This window comes from uncultured Ferrimonas sp., from assembly GCF_947489035.1.
Classification (GTDB): Bacteria; Pseudomonadota; Gammaproteobacteria; order Enterobacterales; family Shewanellaceae; genus Ferrimonas.
Map to the genome: position 1 here is coordinate 139,464 of NZ_CANLCI010000003.1, position 20,140 is coordinate 159,603.

The 20,140-nt window shown below is 51.8% G+C and carries 16 protein-coding genes; 9 read left to right on the top strand and 7 right to left on the bottom strand.

The window, feature by feature from the left end; all coding sequences use genetic code 11:
- Positions 1-4: 4 nt before the first annotated feature.
- Positions 5-1,183: a hypothetical protein gene (locus tag Q0796_RS03165; RefSeq protein WP_298440212.1), complete on the bottom strand. Its 1,179-nt coding sequence runs from the start codon at positions 1,181-1,183 to the stop codon at positions 5-7.
- A 214-nt stretch (positions 1,184-1,397) separates the two neighbouring features.
- Between Q0796_RS03165 and Q0796_RS03170 the strand changes: the two genes are divergently transcribed.
- Positions 1,398-2,396, top strand: coding sequence for a hypothetical protein (locus tag Q0796_RS03170; protein WP_298440214.1), 999 nt, complete (start codon positions 1,398-1,400; stop codon positions 2,394-2,396).
- On the opposite strand, the gene Q0796_RS03175 is transcribed toward Q0796_RS03170, so the two are convergent.
- Positions 2,334-3,164: a hypothetical protein gene (locus Q0796_RS03175; RefSeq protein ID WP_298440216.1), complete on the bottom strand. Its 831-nt coding sequence runs from the start codon at positions 3,162-3,164 to the stop codon at positions 2,334-2,336. The two genes, Q0796_RS03170 and Q0796_RS03175, sit on opposite strands and share 63 nt — an antisense overlap.
- Positions 3,165-3,340: 176 nt before the next feature.
- On the opposite strand from Q0796_RS03175, the gene Q0796_RS03180 reads away from it, so the two are divergent.
- The 8 genes from Q0796_RS03180 to Q0796_RS03215 all read left to right on the top strand — a co-directional run bounded on the left by Q0796_RS03180 (position 3,341) and on the right by Q0796_RS03215 (position 12,560).
- Positions 3,341-4,534, top strand: a complete 1,194-nt coding sequence (locus tag Q0796_RS03180) for a SpoIIE family protein phosphatase (RefSeq protein WP_298440218.1) — start codon at positions 3,341-3,343, stop codon at positions 4,532-4,534.
- A 12-nt stretch (positions 4,535-4,546) separates the two neighbouring features.
- On the top strand, positions 4,547-4,873 hold the full coding sequence (locus Q0796_RS03185) for an STAS domain-containing protein (RefSeq protein WP_298440220.1): 327 nt from the start codon (positions 4,547-4,549) through the stop codon (positions 4,871-4,873).
- 10 nt (positions 4,874-4,883) lie between these two features.
- Positions 4,884-6,071 carry an NDP-sugar synthase gene (locus Q0796_RS03190; RefSeq protein ID WP_298440222.1) on the top strand — a complete coding sequence of 396 codons (1,188 nt, stop codon included), beginning with the start codon at positions 4,884-4,886 and terminating at the stop codon, positions 6,069-6,071.
- Positions 6,071-6,511 carry an ATP-binding protein gene (locus tag Q0796_RS03195; RefSeq protein WP_298440224.1) on the top strand — a complete coding sequence of 147 codons (441 nt, stop codon included), beginning with the start codon at positions 6,071-6,073 and terminating at the stop codon, positions 6,509-6,511. The genes Q0796_RS03190 and Q0796_RS03195 overlap by 1 nt, the downstream gene beginning before the upstream one ends.
- 25 nt (positions 6,512-6,536) lie before the next feature.
- On the top strand, positions 6,537-8,393 hold the full coding sequence (locus tag Q0796_RS03200) for a cellulose synthase catalytic subunit (protein ID WP_298440226.1): 1,857 nt from the start codon (positions 6,537-6,539) through the stop codon (positions 8,391-8,393).
- A gap of 14 nt (positions 8,394-8,407) precedes the next feature.
- The gene (locus Q0796_RS03205; protein ID WP_298440229.1) at positions 8,408-9,760 is read left to right on the top strand and encodes a DUF3131 domain-containing protein; all 1,353 of its coding nucleotides are present in this window, start codon (positions 8,408-8,410) and stop codon (positions 9,758-9,760) included.
- A gap of 3 nt (positions 9,761-9,763) precedes the next feature.
- Positions 9,764-11,212: a DUF3131 domain-containing protein gene (locus Q0796_RS03210; protein WP_298440231.1), complete on the top strand. Its 1,449-nt coding sequence runs from the start codon at positions 9,764-9,766 to the stop codon at positions 11,210-11,212.
- 76 nt (positions 11,213-11,288) lie between these two features.
- Positions 11,289-12,560, top strand: a complete 1,272-nt coding sequence (locus tag Q0796_RS03215) for a DUF3131 domain-containing protein (RefSeq protein ID WP_298440233.1) — start codon at positions 11,289-11,291, stop codon at positions 12,558-12,560.
- 10 nt (positions 12,561-12,570) lie between these two features.
- On the opposite strand, the gene Q0796_RS03220 is transcribed toward Q0796_RS03215, so the two are convergent.
- The 5 genes from Q0796_RS03220 to Q0796_RS03240 all read right to left on the bottom strand — a co-directional run bounded on the left by Q0796_RS03220 (position 12,571) and on the right by Q0796_RS03240 (position 20,045).
- Complete coding sequence (locus tag Q0796_RS03220; protein WP_298440235.1) at positions 12,571-14,847, bottom strand: hypothetical protein; 2,277 nt, start codon at positions 14,845-14,847, stop codon at positions 12,571-12,573.
- Positions 14,828-15,202, bottom strand: a complete 375-nt coding sequence (locus Q0796_RS03225; protein WP_298440237.1) for a HAMP domain-containing protein — start codon at positions 15,200-15,202, stop codon at positions 14,828-14,830. Before Q0796_RS03225 ends, Q0796_RS03220 begins: the two co-directional genes overlap by 20 nt.
- A 529-nt stretch (positions 15,203-15,731) precedes the next feature.
- A complete protein-coding gene (locus Q0796_RS03230; protein ID WP_298440239.1) occupies positions 15,732-16,214 on the bottom strand; it encodes a hypothetical protein in 483 nt (160 codons plus the stop codon).
- Complete coding sequence (locus Q0796_RS03235) at positions 16,211-17,869, bottom strand: glycoside hydrolase family 9 protein (protein WP_298440241.1); 1,659 nt, start codon at positions 17,867-17,869, stop codon at positions 16,211-16,213. The genes Q0796_RS03230 and Q0796_RS03235 overlap by 4 nt, the downstream gene beginning before the upstream one ends.
- Positions 17,859-20,045, bottom strand: a complete 2,187-nt coding sequence (locus Q0796_RS03240) for a sugar-binding domain-containing protein (RefSeq protein ID WP_298440242.1) — start codon at positions 20,043-20,045, stop codon at positions 17,859-17,861. Before Q0796_RS03240 ends, Q0796_RS03235 begins: the two co-directional genes overlap by 11 nt.
- Positions 20,046-20,140 lie beyond the last annotated feature (95 nt).

The window sequence follows — 20,140 nt, forward strand, 5'->3', positions numbered from 1 at the left end:
GAATTTAGCACTTTACCGTTTGCCTGAGCCGATTTGTGGGCTGGGCAGACTCCGCTAATCGCTCCGGCTGGAACTCGTTGCTTTGCAGCACTTGCGTTAACGTGTACTTCGCAAGCTGTGGCTCCAGTGTGGTGAGCATCTGCTGCCAACCCTCTTCATCCATGGTACTGATCAAGCTGGCGTAACCACTGGCCTTTTCGTTCAGCTCTAAATAGTTGTGATACATAATCACAATGGCCTTAAGCATATTCAGATAGGGGCCAATATCTGTTGTGGTCGATAGCGCATCCGAATCGATCCACCCTACTGCCACCTTGCTGATCCTGCCGGGGTTGGCTAATTCTCCTTTCAACAACAGTTCGATATCAAAGGCGAATTTGTTTTCAACTCGGTTGAACAACACCTCTGCCAGTACGCTGGCCCGAAACGCTTTAAAACCACACTGGGTATCCACCAAGAAAGACAGTTGTGGGATCAGCTGACGCCATAGGTAGATAAACAACTTACCCCGCTCATTACGGGTGCCTTGCTTTAACACCACCGAGTGAGGTTCACGGCGCGAGCCACAGCTTATGTCTGCCACCCCATTAGCGATGGGTTCGATCAACAACCCAACCTGCCCTAAGTGCGTGGATAAATCCGCATCGGTAAAACACACATAATGGTTGTCACTGCGATTGCGCTTAGCCGCCAAGGATAAACCGTAAGCAATGGATCCACCCTTCTGACTGTCACTGTCGTCCTTCATCCCTTCGCAAACCAAAGCGTTTGCGGCGATTCCATCGGCTAATTTATGAATGCGGATCTGCTTAGTCAGCCCCATTTGCGCCACAATTTGTTGCGCCATCTCGCCGCTGCCATTCGGACAACCGTCATCAACGATCTCCAGATACCAACTCAGGTGGGGTAAGCCCGCCAGCAACCAGTCTAACTGCTCCACCTTACGCCGAATAAAGTCTTCTCCGTGGGGGTGTTCACTGGGGCGTTGCATCCGTTCTGTTTCGCCGTACATGGCAAACACCACTGAGATTTCACTCGGGGTTGTGATCGCCTCTACGCAACGGCGTGATGCCGCCAACTTAATGGCTATCTGCATTCCTAAATGATTATGCCAGCGGGGATCCACCTCCTTCTGACGGAGCTCAAACAGGGAATGCTGCTCTGATAAAAGCTGATCTGCCATCTCAGTAACGCGCTGCAAATCGCTCCCGCTGGTCAAATCCAAACTCGTTTCAAGCATTTTATTCTGCTGAATTAGTTGGTTAAGCAAGTTTTCCATAACTGCGACCTCGGTCATCCATGAAGATATCGACTAATATCAACGCTAGGCCACAATAAATTTTTTCGCCAAGGACATCGTCATTTTAACCATTAACGATCACTCCCAAAGGAACTGGGTGCCAACAGTTATCAGCTTGTTGTTGTTGGCTTTTCATCACAATCCCGTGCTTGGATCGGAATCAAAATATTATCGTAGCAGTGCCGAGCGGGCGCCGAAGCAAGACAGCAGCGTGATCCGCAAGCGCAGTAAACGAACCACGTTATCGCGCACAACCGACACCAGTGAAGCCGAGCTGATTTGGAATGGCGTATCCAGCTCTTTTGATGTGCCATTGGGGGATCTAGTGGAACATGATGGGCCTTGGTATCAGGGGTTTTCTGGCAGTTTCGCGCTTAACTATCCACTGCGCGAAAGTGTGATTGCCGCCAACCCAGACAACAACGTTGGCGGAGTTGAGGGGATCAACAAGAACTTGTCGGCCACAATCAAATACAATCCCATAGGCAATTGGTTTGCCACCGTAACCCTTTCCCATTATCTCAGCGGCGATCTTCAGCAACCTTGGGAACCCGATTACACCTATGTGTTTGGTTACAGTGATTGGCGGCCATACACTCTTAGCCTGCTTTATTCTAACTACGGTGGTAACCGTTTTAGCCCCGAAGATGGCGAAAAGTCGACTCACTTTAATCGAGGCACGTGGAGCCTCGGTTGGAAGTTTCCGGTCGCGCAATCGTGGATCAACTGGGCATCGGCGTTTGATGATGCATCAATGGGCTGTGATCTGAATTACAACTACACCCCTGAGTTCTTCGATCTCGCCAGCTCGGAATATCTGGCTGGCCATCAAAGTGTGCAGCTTGGGTGTAAGTACACCATTACCGGCAACTGGTACGTTAACTGGGCGATGTTCTATTACCCCGATGATGCGCAGAAGCAGCCGTGGAATCCGGATTTCACTTACGGTTTTGGCTACTTTGATTGGCGTCCGGGCACCTTCACGCTGCAGTACAACAACTATTCCGGCAATCGCTTTCCGTGGAATCCCGATTCACCAGGTACAGGGCGCTTTAAAGATGGTGCTTTGATGCTCGCTTGGTCCTGGGCGTTTTAAACTCAGGTCATCCGCCAGCGACACACAGTAACGATTGTGTTTGGGCAAAAGCTGTACCCAGCGATTAATGGTGTCAAAACCCGGCGCCGAAACCCGTAGCAGGTACTTCCCTTCCGGTAGACTGATCCCCTGCGTGTAACGATCGCGAATGTTCAGTACCTCCACCTTGGCATTCGCTGGCAAGGTATCCACAAATAAGCCCACCAAATCTGCGCTTAGGGGCTCCGATGCTGGGCTCAATTGAGCACTTTTCACCGCCAGCAACTGCATCTTCTGTTGTGCCAATTGCTGGGTTTGCAGATCAACACGCTGCTGTAACAAGGTTAATTGCAAGGCCAGGTCTTCCATCATCAATTCCAGTGATGACAACTGCTGCTGTTGCTTACGGGTCATGCCCTTGCTGGTTTTACCACTCCGCTGTGGTCGTACTGGCGTTGGTTGCTGCTCTAAAACCATGGATGCCAGCTGAGCCATGCCTAGCTCGCCTTTACTGGCAATTAATGTCAGTTGGGCCAAATACAGCTGATGCAAACCTTGCTGATCAAAGTCGGTGGTTAAGCGTCGTTGCTGTTGCCAGTACTCCAATAGCGCTAACTGCCCCTGGAACCACTGGCGTTGATTAACTTCCGTTGTGGCTGCCGCGCTTTGCCACGCGTCAATCAATTGCCACGCTTGTTGTTGTTGCGCCAATCGTTGCTGCATATGGGCAACGCGCCGCTGATCTTGTTTTAACTGACTTGCGACAAACCAAAGGATTGCAATTAGCACCGTCCATACGCCAATTCGCACCCAAAACTTGCGATTTACACCCACCATAATCGCCTCTTAGCCATCCATTGCCTGTTTATTGTAGGACACTCAGGTCGATTATTTGCCGGATAAAACAATGTCAACTAGCGTTAGAGTTATCACAGCCTGATGTGCTTTAGGAAACGGATTTCCCAATGAAAGTTCTGCTGATCGAAGACGCAAGAGACGTTCGACAAGTGCTTAAAGCTTCCTTAACTCGATACGGATATCACGTACTGGATGCTGAACATGGTGCCCAAGGTTTAGCACTGCTAAACCAACACGAAGATGTTCAGCTGGTGGTATCGGATGTCTCGATGCCGGTTATGGATGGCCACCAACTTTGTCGTCTGGTGAAACAAAAGGATTTTGGGCGTTTCGTCTACGTCATTTTGTTGTCGTCTCGCGACCAAGAACAAGAGATCATTGAAGGCCTAGAGTTGGGCGCCGATGATTTCCTCGCTAAGCAATCTCCCCTTGCAGAGCTCAATGCTCGCATGAGCGTGGGCAAGCGCATTATCGACCTCAATAACGAACTCAACCGCCAAAACGAAAAGCTCAACGTCGCCTACGACCAGATCAAAAAAGATCTGATGGTGGCCGCAGAGATGCACAGCAATCTGCTTCCGACCCAAAAACGGTTCCCAGGCACTGAGTTTGCGTGGATGTGCAACAGCTGCGCCTTCCTGGGTGGCGACATGTTTGATTACCAGCGGCTTGATGAGCACATCGTTGCCTTCTACTTGCTGGATGTCTCAGGCCACGGCATTCCCTCGGCATTGCTGTCATTCACCTTAAAGTACGCGTTATCGCCCAGTCACAAAGGTGCCAGCTTACTGAAGCGCTTTACCAATAACCCTCCGCACTACGAAGTGCTGGAACCGATGGAAGTGGTTGCCAAGCTGAATGAACGCTTTATGGCACCGGGCTCCAGCAGCCAGTACTTCACCATGATCTACGCCTTACTCGATACCCGCAGCGGCAAAGTAACCGTATGTCAGGCGGGTCACCCCGGCTTATTGCATCAAGCCAGCACCGGCAAAACCATTGAACGAACCAACGACGGATTCCCGGTAGGGATGCTGCCAGACGTTGAATTCGATCAGTTTGATTTCTTCATGGAGCCCGGCGATCGCTTATTCCTGTTTTCTGACGGTGTGACTGAATGCTTTAACCCAGCCAAAGAGGAATACGGATCGGAACGGCTGATTAAGGTGCTAGAAAACTGCAAGACCATGACCATTGAAGAACAGGTGGCTGAAGTAGATAGACAACTGATTGGTTGGAACCAAAGCAACCAATTTGACGACGACGTATCGCTATTAGCGATCGAGTGGCAAGGACAGTAAGAGGAAATAGCTATGGAACTAGTAACTTCGCGAGTCGACGACCGAGTAGTGGTGCGCCTACAAGAGAAACGCTTGGATGCGGCCTCTGCCCCAAAGTTTAAAAGCGCAATTGAAAGCGAATTAACCAAGGATGAAAAGCGCATCGTGCTTGATCTGTCAGAAGTCACCTTCATGGACTCCAGCGGTTTAGGCGCCGTGGTTGCCGTATTGAAGCAACTGAACGGCGGCGAGATCCGCGTGGTGGGCTTACAAAAGGCGGTGAAAGAACTCTTTCGCCTTACCCGCATGGATCGCATCTTCCAATGTCATGAAACCGTAGACAGTGCAATGGAAAGCTGAGGGCATATTTATGCGTGGAATGATTCTTGGTGCAGGTAAAGGGACTCGGGTGAAACCAATCACCATCAATATCCCTAAACCAATGATCCCAATTTTACGTCGACCACTGATGGAATCGATAATTCTGCAGCTGCGTAAATTTGGCATAAACGAGTTGGCTGTTAACACCAGTTACCTTGCGCCGGTTTTAGAAAACTACTTCCGCGATGGGATCCAGTATGGGGTTGACCTGTGCTACTCCTACGAAGGCGAAAAGGTGGGCGACAAACTGATTGGCAAAGCCTTAGGCAGTGCGGGCGGAATGCGTAAAGTGCAAGAATATGCTCATTTCTTTGACGATACCTTTGTGGTCGTGTGCGGCGACGCTTGGTTTGATCTGGATTTCAGCAAAGCGCTGGAGTTTCATCGCCGTAAAGGCGGCTTAGCCACCATCATTACCAAAGAGATGCCCGATGAGATGCTCACTCGCTACGGCGTTGTCTCTGTTGATGAACAGCAACGGGTGGTTGGCTTTCAGGAGAAACCCGCGGTTGGTAGTGCCTGTTCCAATATGGTGAATACTGGCATCTACATCTTTGAACCTGAAATATTCAATTTCATTCCAGCCAATCAATCTTGGGACATCGGCGGCGATCTCTTCCCCGAGCTCGTCCGACGTGGGATCCCATTTTATGCTCAGGACTTCGATTTTCAGTGGCTTGATGTCGGTAACATCAGCGACGTCTGGCAAGTTACCGCCGATATCCTCAATGGCCACATCAGCGGCTACCCCATTCCAGGTAAAGAGGAACTACCTGGGGTCTACGTTGGGATCAACTGCCAAATCGATTTAGAAATGGTGGATATCAAAGGGCCCGTTGTGATTGGCAACGGCAGCCGGATTGAAACCGGTGCAGTACTGCGTGGCCCGCTGGTGATTGGCCAAAATTGTTATATCCAAGCCGGCGCCACCTTAAAACATTCCATCTTAGATGATTACACCTTTGTCTCCGGTGCCGCCAACGTGGATGAGCGCATTCTCCACGGCGAACACTGCATCGACCATCAAGGCAACCACTTCACTTTGGATGAGATCGGTGCCCAATGGATTTTGCAAGATACCCGCGAACGATACGTACCTGACGAGATCAGTCGTGAATTCATCAACGTATCCACGGGAATGAATACCAACGTCAAATCTTCAACAAGGAATTCCTAATGGACAAGGAATTAGCGCTTTCCGGCGATGCCAGCTACGAGACCGTAGCCTTAATTGCTAAAGCAATATCAGGGATGTATCACCTCACGGTACTGCCTGCGGTAGACATCGACATGGTTGAACTTGCCGTTGTAGAGATTGGCAACAATGCCGTTGAACATGCCTATTCCGATCAACCGGGTAATACCCTTTGGGCTGCATTTCAATACAACAGCAGCCGAGTCTGCATCACCATCTCTGATAACGGCACCCGTATGCCAGAAGAGATGGTTAAAGAACTCGACAACGTTGAGATCCCCGAAATGGATCCCGACGACCCATCAACCTGGACCACCAGTGGACGAGGTTTCGGCATCATCAATCAAGTGATGGACGAGATTTTGTATTTCCAAGAGGACGGCAAAAATCATTTTCGGATGATCAAGAACGTCGCCGCCTAGTTGTTACTTGCAAGGATGCAACCCTATGGCCTTCTACTTCGAGCAGTTTGAACACCGCAAGCCGCCTAAGCCACTGCCGTATAACCCTTTATTGGAGATGCTGTGGCAGTTTCTGATCACCGTTAATTTGGTGATTGGTGGCTGGTATATCACATGGCGTTGGACCAGCTCGCTGAATCCAGAAGCGCTGTGGTTTGCTATCCCATTAGCCTTGGCTGAAAGCTGCGCCTACATCGGCTTAGTGCTATTTAGCGTAAACCTGTGGAAAGTGCGTGATGTTCCTAAACAAAGCCCACCGCAAACCATTAACGATTGTTTGCACGAAGCCTTAGAAGAGGATCGGCCAATCCGCGTGGATATGTTCTTCCCCTCTTACGATGAAGAGGAAGATCTGGTCCGACTTAGCATCGTTGATGCCTTAAAGGTGACCTACCCCCACTACATCGACACCAAAATCCACATTTTGGATGACGGCAGTCGTCCAGCCATGGCAGAGCTTGCCAAAGAGCTGGGGGTTAACTACATCACCCGTGAAGGCAACATCGGCTTTAAAGCCGGTAATTTGCGTAACGCCATGGAACAGACCGATGGTGACTTCATTGTGATCTGCGATGCCGATACCAGACCCCTACCAACCATGATGGTGAATACCCTTGGTTACTTCCGCGATCCTGACGTGGCTTGGGTACAAACTCCGCAATGGTTCTTTGATCTGCCGGAAGGCGAATCCCTGACTCAATGGACCCAATCACGGCTGGGTAATGGCGCCGCTAAAGTGGCCGCACTCTTTGAAAAAGTGTATGGACCCGTCACCTTAGGTCAGGATCCATTCGTCAATGACCCACAGATGTTTTACGACGTCATCCAACGCCGTCGTAACTGGGCAAACGCCTCCTTTTGCTGCGGTGCAGGGTCCATTCACCGCCGCGAAGCCGTAATGGAAGCGGCACTAAAAACCTACGCAGAAAACATCGATAAGCAGCGTCAGGATCAAGACAAAGCCATTCAGAAGCTCACCGGCGAGGAAGGCATTGATCAAGACTTAGTGGATTTGATGGATCAGCAAACCGTGCTGGACACCGAGTTCACCCCCTACAAATTCCATGTGTCGGAAGATATCTATACCTCGATTGTGTTGCACTCTGACGAAGATCGGCAATGGCGCTCGGTGCTGCACCCTGAAGTGGAATCCAAGATGCTGTCACCACAGGATCTGCAAACGTGGATGGTGCAACGCTTTAAGTATGCTGGCGGCACCATCGACATCTCTGCCCACGACAACCCCGTGTTTCGTAAAGGCATGAGTCGCCCCCAGCAGGTTATGTACGCCGCGACAGTGTGGAGCTATTTTGGCGCCCTTTGGAACATCATCTTCCTGCTGGCGCCGGTCATCTATCTGTTTAGCGGTATCGCTCCGGTTGCGGCTTACTCCAAAGAGTTCTACCTGCATTTGATCCCGTTCATCATTACCAACGAGTTAGCCACCATGGCTGCCACCTGGGGCATTGCCGGCTTTAAAGGAAAATCCAACTACCTTGCCTTCTTCCCCGTTAATTTGCGGGCAATATGGACGGTAGTAAAAGGCGAACAGATCAAATTCCCAAGCACACCCAAGGATCGACAAGAGGGGAACTTCTTCCGCCTCGTCTTACCGCAGTTCGCCGTTATGGTGATCACCGCCGTTGCGCTGGTTTGGGGTTGGCTCAATTACAACTTCCATTGGTATGGCGATCTCAACTTATCCGGCTTAATCATCAACACCTTCTGGTGTGCCAACAACATCATCGCAATGGCGGGAATGGTGGCCTGTGCATTCTGGCAACCGCCTCAGCCCGCCAGCGACCCACAACCCAGTGAATCCCAAGAACCAATCACCGCTTAATTGGAGACACAGGCATGTCGTTTAAACAAAACCTAGTCAATGCTCGACACCACTTTGTGTTTCTGCTGGGCTTAACCGTTGCCTTTGGCATCGTGTTCAAGATTGAACAGAAACAATTTAAAGAGGATCTCGCCACAGCGCTGGTCTACAGCGAAGAGATCCCTGCCCCCAAGCCTCGGCCATTAACAGCGGAAGAGCAGCGCTGGGCAGAGATCGCATGGCGGTACTTTCAAAACAATACCCAACCAACAGGGCTGGTGAATTCGGTAAACAACTACCCATCCACCACCTTATGGGATACCTCTTCTTATTTAATGGGGCTTATCTCTGCCCAACGACTTGGGATCATTACCGAAACCGAGTTCTCGCTGCGGTTAAGCAACGCACTAACCTCGTTAGCCAAACTGCCGCTGTACGACCAACAGCTGCCGAACAAGGCTTACGATACTCGCAGCTTATCGATGGTGAATTACGACAACAGCGTCAATAAGCGCGGCATTGGTTGGTCTGCCATCGACATCGGTCGACTGTTGGTGCCGTTCAACATTCTGGCGTGGCAATACCCCCGCTATACCGAGCAAGTCAGTCGCGTTTTATCTCGCTGGGATATGGAACCACTGTTGCAGCGCGGTTTAATGTACGGCGCCACCATCGATAACGAGCTCAATGTAGATGAAACCATGTACGTGCAAGAGGGACGCATTGGCTACGAAGAGTACGCCGCTAAATCACTCAGCCTGATGGGGCAAGACGTATCTCAGGCCTTGCGATACACCGACTTTTTGGTCTTTGAAAACATTGATGGGGTGGACGTGCCCACCGACAGCCGCGATCCAGACCGCTATAAAGCCCACAACTACGTGGTCAGTGAAAGTTACATTCTTGATGGCTTAGAGTTTGGCTGGGATAGGGTGTCTCATGAATTTGCCTGGCGCGTGTATCAAGCTCAACAAGCCCGTTATGAACGCACTGGCATGTTAACGTCAGTCAGTGAAGACAACATCGATCGGCCCCCTTACTTTGTTTATAACACCGTATTTTCCGATGGGAAATCTTGGAACGCCGTTACTGACGACGGCACCGATGCGTCCGAGTTTAAAACACTCTCAACCAAAGCCTCATTTGGTTGGTACGCCCTGTACCGTGATAAGTACAGCCGCTTGCTGTTAGCCGAAGCCAGTGAACTGTTTGACGCACAAAAAGGGTGGTATTCCGGTAAGTACGAAGTCACCGAAGAGATAAACAAAGCTTTAACGGCCAATACCAACGGCATCATTTTAGAATCCCTGCTGTATATCCAAGAAGGGCAACTGCTGAACGTTGGTAGCAATAAGGGGCCTGTACGTTTAGCGCAAAAGGAGGAGTAATCGATGAACAATAACAGCCTGTTTGCGTTACTGCTCGCTGGTTTATGTGGTTGCCAAAGTATCGAGCCAGTTGCAACCGAGCCACGCCCGACTGAAGAAGGCGATGGCTTAGGGGTAGAACGTGCCGCACCATCGCCACCGGATGTGGGTGTACCCAACCCTCGTACCGGCAATCTAACTGAACGCGAATTAAAAATGGCGCATGCCGCTTGGAAGTACTTTGAAAATAACTACCAAGAAACAACGGGGCTAGTAAATGCCGTAGATGGGTATCCATCGACCACCTTATGGGATACCGCTTCTTATTTAGGTGGGTTGGTTACGGCCCGTGAACTGGGGATCATCGATAAACTCACTTTTGATGACCGCATGGTGCGCTTTATTAAAACCCTAAACACCATGGAGCTGTACCGTGGCGAAGTCCCGAATAAAGCCTACAACACCCAAAATGCCGCCCAGGTGAACTACGCCAACCAACCCGGTGAAATTGGCTATTCGGCACTGGACATTGGCCGCTTTTTAGTCTGGCTTTGGGTAATTAAAGAACGCTACCCCGAACATGCACCGGGGATTGATGCGGGGATCCTGCGATGGAACTTCTGCAACGTTGTGGATGAATACGGCACCATGTTTGGTGCCCTAGCCAGCCCAGGTGAACCCACCGAATACCTGCAAGAGGGGCGGCTTGGCTACGAAGAATACGCCGCAAAAGGCTTTCAGTTATGGGGCTTTCATACCGAACGCGCCTCTAAGCCCGATCCTTACGATGTCATCAATATGTACGGCTACGATATTCCCTACGACAGCCGAGATCCCCGCAAGCTGGTTGCACACAGTTACGTGGTAACTGAAAGCTACGTCTTGGATGGCATCGAGTTTGGTTGGGATCACCCTTGGGATAACACAACGGAAAATGTGGATTTCAGCCATCGCTGGGTGGCGGATTTTGCCCAGCGGATCTATGCCGTGCAAGAAGCCCGTTACATGCAAACGGGGATCATCACCGCCCGAACTGAGCACCAGTTAGATCAGGCACCCTACTTCGTTTACGACACCATCTACACCGATGGCTACGCGTGGAACACCATCTCGGAAAAAGGCGAATACCTGCCTCAGTACGCTGCCGTGGCGATTAAGGGCGCAATTGGTATGTGGGCACTGTGGGATACCCCATACACCGACATCGTTTTTGAGCACGTTGCCGATCTCTACAATCCAGAGAAAGGGTTTTATGAAGGGATCTACGAAAATGGTACTGGCCTGATCAACACCTATACCTCAAACAACAACGGCATTTTGATGGCCGCGTTGCTGTACAAACAACAGGGTAAGTTGGTTGTTGAACACCCTTGGCATCCACCAAGTCGCTGGGAAGCGGTAATTAATGACGAATTTAGCCCGCACATGCAGCAATGCTTGCCGTCACGGCATAATTGCAGCAGCTGTCGCTAGTGTAATTAGCCTGAGCGGTTGCGGGACCATAGCCACGACCACCAACAACGGCTGGAAGTCATTTCGTAATTCGTCGATGTTTTGGTTTGGCCGTCATGGCCCACTCAGCGAAGTCGAACTGGGTTGGGCCGAAACCGCATGGCAATACTCGGTAAATAATACCGATCCCACCACTGGCTTAGTCAGTGGCGTTGACCGCTACCCAACGGCCAGCATGGCCAATGTGGCAGAAACACTGGCCAGTCTTCATGTCGCCTATCAATTAGAGTTGGTGGACGATCTATCGTTTGATGGGCGCTTATCGGCAATTTTGCATTTCCTCAACACCATGGAACTGTTTGAAAACCGAGTGCCCAATCGCATCTATCATACCCAAACCGGAAAAATGGTCAGCCTTACCGGCGAGCCTGGCGAAATCGGCTGGTCTGGCTTAGACATTGGCCGCTTACTGATTTGGCTCAACCTGTTTAAACGATTCTACCCGGCCTATGGCGAATACATCGACAAAGCCATTTTACGTTGGGATTTTTGTGCCCTATTGGCGCCGAACGGCACCATTCAAAGCGGCGTGAAAGAAGACGATAAACTCACGGTGCGCCAAGATGGGCGCTTAGGCTACGAAGAGTACGCCGCCTATGGTTACTCATTGTGGGGCTTTGATACCGGCAAAGCCGATCTGTTGCTGCCGTATCAAATGTTCAACTTGTACGATTTGCCCTTTCTGGTTGATGGCAACGATCCTCGGGTTGATGGGGTACCAAACCCACTGGTGCCAACGCCCTTTTTCTTAGCGGGGCTTGAATTTAACTGGGATAAAGCCAGCGACACCGACAGTAATGATTTAACTCATACGCAAGCCGATTTAGCCCAGCAAAGTGTGCAGTTGTACGCCTTGCAAGAAGCACGCTTTAAAGAGGACGCGCTGCATACCGCTCGCTCAGAACACATCCTAAGCACGGAACCGTGGTTCTTATACGATTCTATTTGGGGTCACGGCAGCCCATTTCCCTCCATCGCCGATGATGGCACCTTCCACGATGAACTGGCCTTGGTGTCGGTTAAAGGCACCTTCTTGATGTGGGCACTCTGGGACACCCCCTACACCGAAGAACTGATGATCTTAGTTGAGCCATTACACGATGAAGAGAAAGGTTGGTTTGAGGGGCGTTATGAACGCAGTGCCGGTTACGAAAAAGCGATATCGTTACCAACTAACGCGGCCGTCTTAGAAAGCCTGTTGTATAAGAAACACGGCAAATTACTCAGCCTGCCCTACCCCAATGCCCGCCTTGAAGTGGTGCGCGACAGCGAGTTTAATCACCCAGGCAAATGCCAACCTCGGCTTTAAATAGACGGCACTAATGCAGTTCTATTTGTTTTGTGGTGATTGCGATGGGCTTGGCCGTATTATTGCTGATCATTAACTGCACCGGCCCAACTGGCTGTTCTCGCCAGATAAAACCGGTGCCATTTTGATAACGACGCCACCCAGCGGCCAGTTCAGACAACGCAAACTCAACTTGATACCCCTCAGGATGAGGCTGACTGTAAGCGGCTAAGCGCGCAGTGCGAAACGCGCCATTACTGTCCACCAACCCCAACTGCAAACCATCATCTATCGGTCGGTCTGTATCGAAAACCAAACTGACGTGGGTTTGCTGCTCGATAGCAGTGAGGTGCAGCTGTTGCCACTGCTCTAGGGTTGCCATAGGTGGGGCGGGACGCTGCTCGCTACGCAAACCAATGTTCAAATTAAAGCTGTCTTGATGGCGTTGCCCCTGCCACGTTAATTCAACCTCAAAGTGGCCACCAAACCCACTGAAGTTTTGCCACTCCAATAGCGCCTCTGAGCCTGCGCCGCTTTGACGCCACAGCAAGCGTTGTTGGTAGCGAACGCTCAGTTGCCATTGGGTCCAATATTCAAAGGCAAATTGAAACGAGGCGCTATTACGGCCACCATTCACTTGCCACTGCGCTAAGTTGGCCGCGATTGATGGCTGCTGTGCTAGCTGCTGCCACTGCTGAAATACCGGTTTCGGCTGATAATCAGCCTGCAGCAAGCCAAAGCTGGTTTCCGCATCCGCAAACCAACCGGTTTGCGCCGGTTCATCCACCGCCGAAAACCAATTAAGGGCAAACAAACCGTAGCTCTTCATCTGCGGCAGATATGCCTCCAGCTTGGCCAGCTCAACCTGTTGCCGTCGCTGCCAATAAGGCTGGGAAGCAATGGCAACATAAGCCAACATCCACGGCTTATTAAACCGTTGCTGCAAGCTGCGGCCTAAACGTAAGCTGCGGATCCACGGCGACCAATCGGGATCGCTGTGGATCGATTCGGTGTAATTGGCGATCATCAACATCGAACCGATAAAGTCACTCTTGCCGATGGCGTTTAACGAGGTTTCATAACTGGGTCGCTGCCCCGTTTGGTCCCAGTCACCCAGTACCAGCCCCACTTTCACGTTGGGCAGCTTCTGCTTCACGAGATCGATGATCTGAGACATCCGCTGATCCCATTCCGGCCAGTTTTCGATGCCGTTTTTGTTGTATTCCGGCTCTAACAGCAGGTACGCCTGAGGTAAGTGCTGCAATAACGGGATCAATTGGTTGTTCACCATCGACACATAAGCGTCCCAATTGGCCACCACAAACTCAGGGCTGATCTCATCTCCGAAATACCAAAGCGATATCATTGGGGTGTAACCAGCACGGCTGGCCATCCGGAGAATGTCTGGCTGTAACCAGCGCCAATCCGACTGGCGAGTGATCCACAGGGTCAGACTCTGCCCTGACAGCTGCGTTAATCCTGATTGCAGCCACAACGGCCGATGATTCTGGCCGCTGGCAACGGGTCGGTCGAGATCAAGCCGAGAGCCACTGCCCCACAGCAACGGCGTTGTCACCGAAGCATAGGGTTGCAGTAACGGCATGGTTGCATCGAGCCGCAGCTGCCACGCTCGGCTTAAGAGATCATCTCGGGCAAACAGTCCGCCGGACAAACTCTGTTGCATTGCCGTTGCCGCTTGCCGAGCTTGGCTTAATCGTCCTAAACGGTGTAAGCAATAGATAACCCCCAATTGGGCGGAATACAGATCCTCACCGCGCTCAAGCTGTTGCGCTTGTTGTTGATAGCGCTGCAAGGCCGCTTCGGGGTTGTTTTCCAACTCCAATAACGAATGCGCCTGCAGCAGCTTTGCCTTGTTCATCAGCACATCGTCGGCATCTGAGCGAAGAAACTGAATGAGCGCCTGCTGCAACTGCAGCGGTTGGTCACGATCGCGGATCCGCAGCAGCTGTAGATACTCCCTGAAGCCATCAAGCTGCTGATAACGCCGCACCACGTTAAATACAGAACGCGCCTTTAAGCGGTGAACATTGGCATCCGGCAGAGCCAAGTATTGCCGCAGTAGCTTTTGCGCTTGGCGATAATCGCCCTTATCCAGTTCAACTAACGCCGCCAAATAGAGCCAGTCGCCCGCCAGAGGGATCTTGCGCTTAACCTGTTGTTGCTGTGACGCCGTTAGCGCTTGGCCAAAACCCGCTGCCATTAGCTCTGAAAACTCATCCGCCATGATGGGCAGCCCCAGCCCTAATAATGCAGCCAGCCAAATGGCATTAACTGACCGGTTCTTCATAATCGGCACTGATGGTGTCAAACCACTCCAGATTTTGTTGGATCACCGCTAAGCGGGCAGAGAGCTCAGGATCGGGAAAACGATGCTGTGATTGTTGCAGCGCCAAGAGATTTTCCTTCAACCCCATCACCATGATTTGAATCCGGGCGCTGCAATCGTTGATTGATTCGGCCAACTCACGCATATCATCGCCTTCACGCAGATCCACTTCCGCCGACAAGTTGCCCTCGGCTAACTGCTCTAATGCCCGGTGGATCGCGTACACCGGCCCAGATAACTTACTGGTTAGCCAGATCGCGCCGACTAAGGTGATGGCGGTTTGGATCAGCACCAATGTCAGTAACCAGCCGGCCATTGCTCCGTGCAGAGAAGGTAAGCTGCTCGAGACCACAGCCAGCTCCTCAGGCAATAGTTGCACCGAAAGTGCTTCAGCCAGCATCGCCAATAGCCGATCATAAAAAAAATAAAACATTAGCGTGGTGGCAATTAGGCCAACAAAAGCGATAACGACAATACGAAACAATAACCTACGAGACATGCCCTGCTTTAGCTGCGTGATTGTTCCCAGTAAGCGACGCTGCATCTTGTGCTCCTTGTCTATACTTGCCCCAACGATGTATGGGAGAAGTCATCATGATGTTGTTGGGCAAAGGAACCGCCCTGCTGATTGGCGCTGTACTGCTTTCGGGCTGCCAATCCGCTCCGTTTACTACCGCGAAAAAAGGTTGTTGCTGTTGTAACGACCAACCGACTATCAGCAAAACTCAGCGAGATGCCTTGTGGCAAAAGATGGAAGATAACCGTGCCATCTCTTTAGCTGCTCAGCCCCAAGGCCGAAAGTGCACCGCACATCGCTGCGAACATAAAACCTGTCGTTTGCGCCTTTAGGAACCCCCCCAACGCGGCTGATACTTTGGCGGCGTGATTTGGGTGCGTGGCACCGGTGCTACCGCATGTTGCGGTGGCCCTTGGTATCGTAATAACCCAACTTCCTCCACCAGCCACTCCATCAGTAGCCAGCGTTGGCGATCGTTGTGCCCCAGTTGCGTTCCGGCTCCGCCACTTAACCAACGTTGTTGCGACTGATATTCCTGCGCTAACTGCCGTTGCAGTTTCGGCCAACTTTGCTGCTGTTGTTCAAGCAATAACGTGGCTTGCTGCCAGAGCGCCCGCGCCTCTGCACCATTGCTACTGGCACTGGCAATCACCAACGCTAAAGCCCGCTGTTCGGTGGTGCCTAAGGTAGAGATAGCCAACCAACCTTGCTGGCTGACACTAGGTTGTTGCTGTTGCCAGCCACGATAGGCTTGCTCGGTTGGCGCTAAGGGCAAGCCCCATAACAGCGCCAACATTGGCAGCGTGATCACCGCTGAGCCGCTGCCAATTGCACGGCATCGGGATTGGCCAACAACGCCGCCAAGCCGATGGCTGAAGCGTTGTAGTCAATCGCAAACTCATTCACGGAGTAATCTTTCGCTTCGTCGATGTAACTGCGCATCCCTTGGGCTTTAGGCGCAAAACCCGCTTGAGCATCTTGATTCGGCCCCCCAACCATCATGCCTGGGGGCACAAAATTAACCGCTCGCCCCCAAATGTGATGTAAGTTCTGCACCGCATTCTGACCAATACCAGTGACGTAACTCAGATTGAAGGGGTTCACCCCAAACAGGTAGTTCCACTGACTCCAAGCAAGTTGCAAATATTCGCGGTTTTGGGTCAGTCGGTAGCAATAACCAAACAGGATCCCCTCTTCTGCAACCATTTTGTTCGAGCCCCAGATAAAGCGCTGATTGGAAACTTGAAACTCACTGTTGTAAGCGTTGTTACGCAACAACTGACAATGGGATTCGAACTTCAACTGGATCTGGTCACTCAAGGCGTCCACATTGCCGCTCAGCAGCAGGTGCCACATTCCCAATACCGATGGATCCTTCCATTCGTAAATGCCAACGGAGGCTGGCATGTGCGCCACAGCATAAGAGAGGTATTGCGGTTTTAACGTGGTGAGGTAAAGCTCTGCCGCTGCCCAGAAACGGTCGTCTTCATCGTGCTGCAACGACGCCTGAGTGTCCCATTTGTTATACATGTAGGGGCCAGAGCCGCCATCGTCCCCGGGGTGCCAGTTAATCGCTTGCACCGGCTGCTGCTCTAACCATTTCCAGCCTTGCTCGGCATGCTCTAAAAATTCCGCAGCTCGTTGCTGATCCCAGTCTTGGTAAATTCGTGCTGCTTGCGCTAATGCCGCCACCGCTTTGGCCGTATCGGGCGTCGCCACGCCGTAAACGTAACGCGTTTGCCGATCAAGATGTGGCGGCACTAAATCCGGCCATTTCTTCGCCCCAATTTTGCGGTAGAAGGCGCCATCTTGGCGCTGCATCTGCGTCATCCAATTCAAGCCAACCAGTGCCTCTTGCAACAAGGGCGATTGCTCTGGCCCCTGTTGCTTATCGCCGGCGGCGTCCATCAGCCGTGCCGCAGTGATCGCGGTGGTTGCTATGTATTTGCCGTAATCCCCAGCGTCGTACCAACCGCCACTGCCATCAATGCTGTCACCGGCTTGATGAAAGGGATCATCATGGGCGATCACCCCATCTTGCAGATGCGCTGGCGGCCGTTGCACGCCGCTGTGCGGATCTCGGATCGGCTTACCCGCGTGTTGGTAGCGGTAAGCACGCAACATCGTTTCTAGGGTGGTATCAAGTACGCTGTCGCTCACTTCAAACACCACTGAACGCTGTTGCTCGCTTTGTAACTGATACCAGCCTGACGGCAACGAGGTGGGCAATTGCAGCGGCTGATTGGCTTGTTCTGCTTTCAATTGGGCTACGGTTTTGCCGCTTACCACATCAATCAGCTCAAGCTTTCCGGCAAACTGCGGAAACACCATATTGGTCTGCCCCGGTAGATAGCCCGCTTGATTCACTCGCACCACCCCATCAACGGCCACACTGGGTGGCGCGTCTGCCGCCATCACTGTTGGAATAAGTAGTGCCAGTGGCAGCATCCTTGCTTTACTGTTCATCGCTTACCTCAAATACAAATTGTGATTCACCAAGCAACTCGCCATTGCTGGCAAACAGTTTGGCGTAGAGCTGATAGCCACCCGCCGTTAGCGGCTGGCTTGGAAACGGTGCCAGTTGGGCAACGCTGTCTGGGGCTAAATCGAAATGACGTTTATCCGATGCAACCAAGCGACCTGCGTTCATAAGCTGCAACTGCAACGACGCATCTGGGTATGGGACAGGCAGATCATTAAGCAGGTAGATGGGGATCGACACCGACTCATCGGGGGTAAATCGGTCTTGGTCGTGCATGATGCTTGGCATAACCGGCTGATAAGCCACCTGTAGCGCTTGATAGCCGGGTTTCGGATTACGGTTAAAATCCAAAATGCCCCAATTGGCTGAAGGCCAGTGCTCCACCATCATAAACTGGAAGATCCCACCAACTGGGTGGTACTTTTGCCGCCGTAGGCTCTCTGCGGCATAACGGATCAGGCGCGCCTGATATTGCTGGCTGTTGTGGATCAGCTCAACCACATTACGGCCCTTGTCCACCCCAGCAATTTCGAAACTCTCTTTGGCTTGGAAATTATGAAATTGCCACTGCTCAAAGTCTTGTGGCAGCGACAGATCCGCATTCACGTTAACGACTGAACTCCACACCGGCAGATCCGGCAAGGCTTGAGCGCCAAATTCAGTGATGAGCGATTGCTGACTTGGTTTGCCGTAATCACGCCAGTTGCCGCTATACCAACCCAACCACGGGTGCTCTTTGGTCAACGAGGCCACAAAAGAGGGGCGGCTGCGGTCATGGTCTTGCAAGGTTTGATACAGCGCCATATCCAGCGCTTTGTTTTGATTGGGATCGTAATCGGGGTATTTCCACTTCATCCAATCCGCATCCCACGGCGGTTCATTATGAGCCGACCACGCCACAATGCTGGGGTGATGGCCAAACTGGCTCAACATTTGGGTCATCTGCCGCTGCGCTTCTTGCTGAAACGCCTTGGTATCGATATAACCCCACTGCAACGGGAAGTCTTGCCACACCATCATTCCCAGTTCATTGGCCACCTGATAAAAGCGCTGTGGCAGAACCATGGCATGCACCCGCACAATGTTCACGTTCGCCGCCGCCATTAACGCCAGATCTCGGCGGATCATCGCCTCGTCCACATCCGCCATATAAAGCGATGGGATGTAATTGGTGCCACGCAAAAACAGCCGTTGTTGATTCAAGTACCACTGGCCAAGCTGACCATCGTAATGGATCTGGCGAAAGCCAACCTCGGTGGTTAACAGGGTTTCTTCGCGGTTGCCGCTGATTGCGGCAAGGCTGAGTTGATAACGGTTAGCCAAGCCATATTCCCGTGGCCACCACAGCTGCCATGCTCGCCACGGTAAGGTCAGGGTTTGCCTGCCTGCACTGGCGTCAAACTCAAACTGCTGCTCATCCTCAAAACCAATGCCCGTTAAGGTGACTCGCCACTGGCTTGGTTCAAGCCCATCGACATCAAACTGCAACTGTCCTTGGGCGCTGTCACCACTGATCTCGCTGCGCCATTTTAGCTGCTGGACGATAACCGAGGGTTTCGCCTGCAAACTGACCTGCCCCCAAATGCCACCGGTATTGCGCTCTTGGCCACGATCGGTCCACGCACCGCCAGGGCGGGTATCGTGGTGGCTCAGCACCCCTTTGATCAGCGTTTTATGCAAAGACCAGCTCACGTCTTGCTGCTGCTCTAGGGGGCTATCAACCCGCACACTAAGCGTATTGCGGCCGATCACGGCCACATCAGACACATCAAATTGGAATTGGCTGAAATAGCCTTGATGGGAACCAATAAACTGGCCGTTTAGCCAAACCTGCGCTCGATAATCAACTCCAGAAAAATTAAGCAGCAAGCCCGACGAGGGAAGAGAAGCGAGTTGAAACTGTTTGCGATACCAGTGCTTGCCAGCCACATCGTAGCCTTGCTGATACCAATTGCCTGGAACGGTGATCGATGCCCAACCGCTGTCGTCAAAATGACGCGCAACCGGATCGAGATCATCGAGCCCTGCCTGTGCAACTTGAAAACGCCACGGGCCATTCAGATCCGGTAACCCCTGCGCGGGCTGAGTTACCGCAGATTGGCAACCGCTCAAAAGCAAAACAGCAGTAAGTAATGCAAGCAATAACTGCAACGGTTTCATAGCCATCCATAGCGAAAGAAACGATATGTTTAAAGCTAGTTCAGCCGGTGCAGATAGCAAAAAGGGAGACGCAATGCGCCTCCCTTTTTTAGTCG